2 protein-coding genes are annotated in these 3042 nt (G+C 60.1%); one reads left to right on the top strand and one right to left on the bottom strand.

All coding sequences use genetic code 11. The annotated features are described in order from the left end of the window. Positions 1 to 109 precede the first annotated feature (109 nt). Positions 110 to 838 (bottom strand): ribonuclease III, encoded by a 729-nt coding sequence (gene rnc, locus SGJ19_22765; protein ID MDZ4783078.1) that lies wholly within the window; start codon positions 836 to 838, stop codon positions 110 to 112. A 399-nt stretch (positions 839 to 1237) separates the two neighbouring features. Here rnc and SGJ19_22760 point away from each other — a divergent pair, with 399 nt between their 5' ends. Next, positions 1238 to 2755 carry a Do family serine endopeptidase gene (locus tag SGJ19_22760; protein ID MDZ4783077.1) on the top strand — a complete coding sequence of 506 codons (1518 nt, stop codon included), beginning with the start codon at positions 1238 to 1240 and terminating at the stop codon, positions 2753 to 2755. Positions 2756 to 3042: the final 287 nt, after the last annotated feature.

Genomic DNA, 3042 nt, shown 5'->3' with positions numbered 1-3042 from the left:
GCCCACATCCGTTTGTGCATCGTCGTGTTTCATGCCAAACTTATAGCGCCCCACACGCTCCCCCGCCAGAGGCTAAAAAATCACCGCCTCTACGGGCTATTGAAGTGTTCTACTCCGATGGGTACGGAATCGGCTCGCCGTCGAGTTCGCTGAGGGCGTTGCGCGCGGCGCGTTGCTCGGCTTCTTTTTTGTTCCGGCCCCAGGCGGGCTGGTAGCGGTTGCGGCCGACTTGCGCCGCCACCTTGAAGCACTTGCTGTGGTCGGGGCCTTTCTCGTCGAGCAACTGGTAGGTCGGCGTCATCGAGTATTCGCGCTGGGCGATTTGCTGCAGCAACGATTTAAAGTTGCTCACATGCTCGCCGCCGGCGGCGCGTTCGATTTCCGGCTCCATATGCTTTTCGACAAAGGCTCGGGCCGCCTCGTCGCCGCCATCGAGATAGATGGCTGCCACGAGGGACTCGAAAACATCCGCCAACAACGACGGGGGGATCACCGCGTGCGTGGTCATGCCTTTGCCGAGGATCAAAAACTCTTCCAGGCCGAGTTGCTCGCTAATCTTCGCACAGGTCTGACGGCTGACGACGACCGATTTGATTTTTGTCAGATCGCCTTCGAGCAAGTCGGGGAACGCGTGGAACAAGTTCTCGCAGATGATCACGCCGAGAATGGCGTCACCGAGAAATTCCAGTCGCTCGTTCGAGGCCAGACGATGATCGGCGCCGGAGGCGTGCGTCAACGCCGAGCGGAGCATCATTTTGTTCTTGAACACGTAGCCGATCCGGATTTCACAGCGCTCTTCCAGCGCCCGCCCGGCGTCGACCGGTTCAATTTCACTCATATCGGGCATCCGATAAAACTCGACCGTGGGGGACAGGGAATCGGGTAGACTTTACGTAAGTCTAACTGCCACAGCGTGTTTCCGCAATCTGACCGGTTCGCGACCCGCTCGGGTGGGGGAAGGTGAAGGAGTTTTCATTTCGCAAGACAGAACGCTGCCGCGGCAACGATCCGTAATAACATCCAGGGCTCGACGAATAAGTCACATCCTGTCGCTACGAAAGGCTAAGTCATGGAATGGACGCGGAACGCCGGAATGAACCAACCGCGTGCATCCGCGTAACTCATACAAGTGCGATTTCTCCACGAACTCGCCAGCAGTGATCCAAGGAACCCGCGGGCATTCGCCGCGCGGTGGAACGGAACACGAGGCATTCTCAGCAATCGGAGGTAGAGAATTATGGAACGAACGCAATTCAACAAAACCCGTTGGGGGCTCGCCGCGGCGGCCCTGGCGGCGATCGGCGGCGGCTGGAGTTATTACGACGGCGGCGCATTGGGAATTGCTCAAGCCCAAGCGGCGCAAGCGCCCGACACCGCGGCGATTGAACATGCCGAAGGCTTGTCGAAGGCGTTTCGCACCGCGTCGGAAATCGCCTTGCCGACCGTGGTGACGATTCGCAGTGAGACGAAAGCGAAGACCATGGAAGGCGCGTCGGAGAACGGCGAGAATCCATTCCGCGGTACGCCGTTCGAGGATTTCTTCCGCGACAATCCCAACTTCAAGTTGGACCGCAACGTGCCGCGTCAGAGCGGACTCGGCTCCGGCGTGATCATCGACAAGTCCGGCATCATCCTGACGAACAACCATGTCGTCGAAGGCGCCGATGAAGTGACCGTGGAATTGTCCGACGGGCGCGTGTTCAAAGGCACCGACATCAAGGTCGATCCCGATACCGACCTCGCAGTCGTTCACATCAAGGACGCGGGCACGTTGCCGGCAGCCAAGTTGGGCGACTCCGACGCGATGGAAATCGGCGACTGGGTGATCGCGGTCGGCAATCCGTTCGGATTGGAACAGACCGTGAGCGCGGGCATCATCTCCGGCAAGGGACGTTTGCTCGGTCAAGTGGAACGGGCCAACTTCCTGCAAACGGACGCGGCGATCAATCCGGGCAATTCGGGCGGACCGCTCGTGAATCTGCGCGGTGAAGTCGTCGGCATCAACACGGCTATCGCTTCCAACAGCGGCGGCTATCAAGGCATCGGGTTCGCCGTGCCGATCAGTCTGGCGAAGTGGGTGGCGGAACAACTCTCTGAATCGGGCACAGTCGCGCGGGCCTATCTGGGAGTCGGCATCCAACAAGTCGACGCGGATCTGGCGCAACAACTGGGCATCGACGCCAATGGCGTGATCGTCTCGGAAGTTTATCCGGATACGCCGGCCGCCGAGGCGGGGTTGAAGGATCAGGACGTGATCGTCGAGTTCGCCGGCAAGCAAGTGCATGACCCGCGCGAACTGCAAGGGTTAGTCGAACGGGCGCCGCTGGGCTCCAAGCAGGAAGTGAAAGTGGTGCGCGACGGCAAGACGGTGACGCTGGCCGTGACGGCGCAGACGTTGCCAAAGAACTTTGGTCGTCCCGACCGGAACGAAGGTCGCCGTGAGCAACGTGAAGAAGTCGCGAAAGCGAAAGACAATCCGCTGGGCATCGAAGTCGCGGATCTGGATCGCAACGTGGCGCGGCAGTTGAACTTCGAAGGTTTCGAAGGCGTGGTGATCACGCACGTCGAACCGGAAAGTCTGGCCGCCGAGGCCGGGCTGCAAGAACGGATGTTGGTGCTCAAGGTCGGCAAAACGCCGGTCACCAACGTCGCGGAATTCGAGGAAGCCGTGAACGCGAAGTCGCTCAAGGAAGGCGTGATGTTGCAAGTGCGCACGGAGCGCGGCAACCGTTACGTCGTCCTGAAGCAAGACTAAGCAACCCGGCGCCGTCCGGCCAGGGCGGCGTCGAGAAGTCATCACAGCAACACAACAGGGAAGCGGTCCAGGGGCCGCTTCCCTGTGTTTTTTTGCAGGGCGATCATATCGCCACGTTGGCCCGTAGCGCCAGCGAAGGAGAGAGGACGCCGATGATATTGGAGCCGAGTACGCCGAGCGAACCGGACTTTTGCAATCGAGTGTATCTCGTCGAAGCGAACGTCCGCATGGCGTTCACGTCAAACGATCACCGACATCAACTTCCCCTCGCTGGCGCTACGGGCTAG

This window comes from Planctomycetia bacterium (assembly GCA_034440135.1).
In the GTDB taxonomy this organism is placed as follows: Bacteria; Planctomycetota; Planctomycetia; order Pirellulales; family JALHLM01; genus JALHLM01.
The sequence above is the reverse complement of the archived record's forward strand: the minus strand, read 5'-3'. Positions and strand labels throughout refer to the sequence as shown.

Bases quoted from the DNA above. Each gene is read 5' to 3' on its own strand.
- rnc (MDZ4783078.1), bottom strand. From the start codon at position 838: ATGAGTGAAATTGAACCGGTCGACGCCGGGCGGGCGCTGGAAGAGCGC.
- SGJ19_22760 (MDZ4783077.1), top strand. From the start codon at position 1,238: ATGGAACGAACGCAATTCAACAAAACCCGTTGGGGGCTCGCCGCGGCG.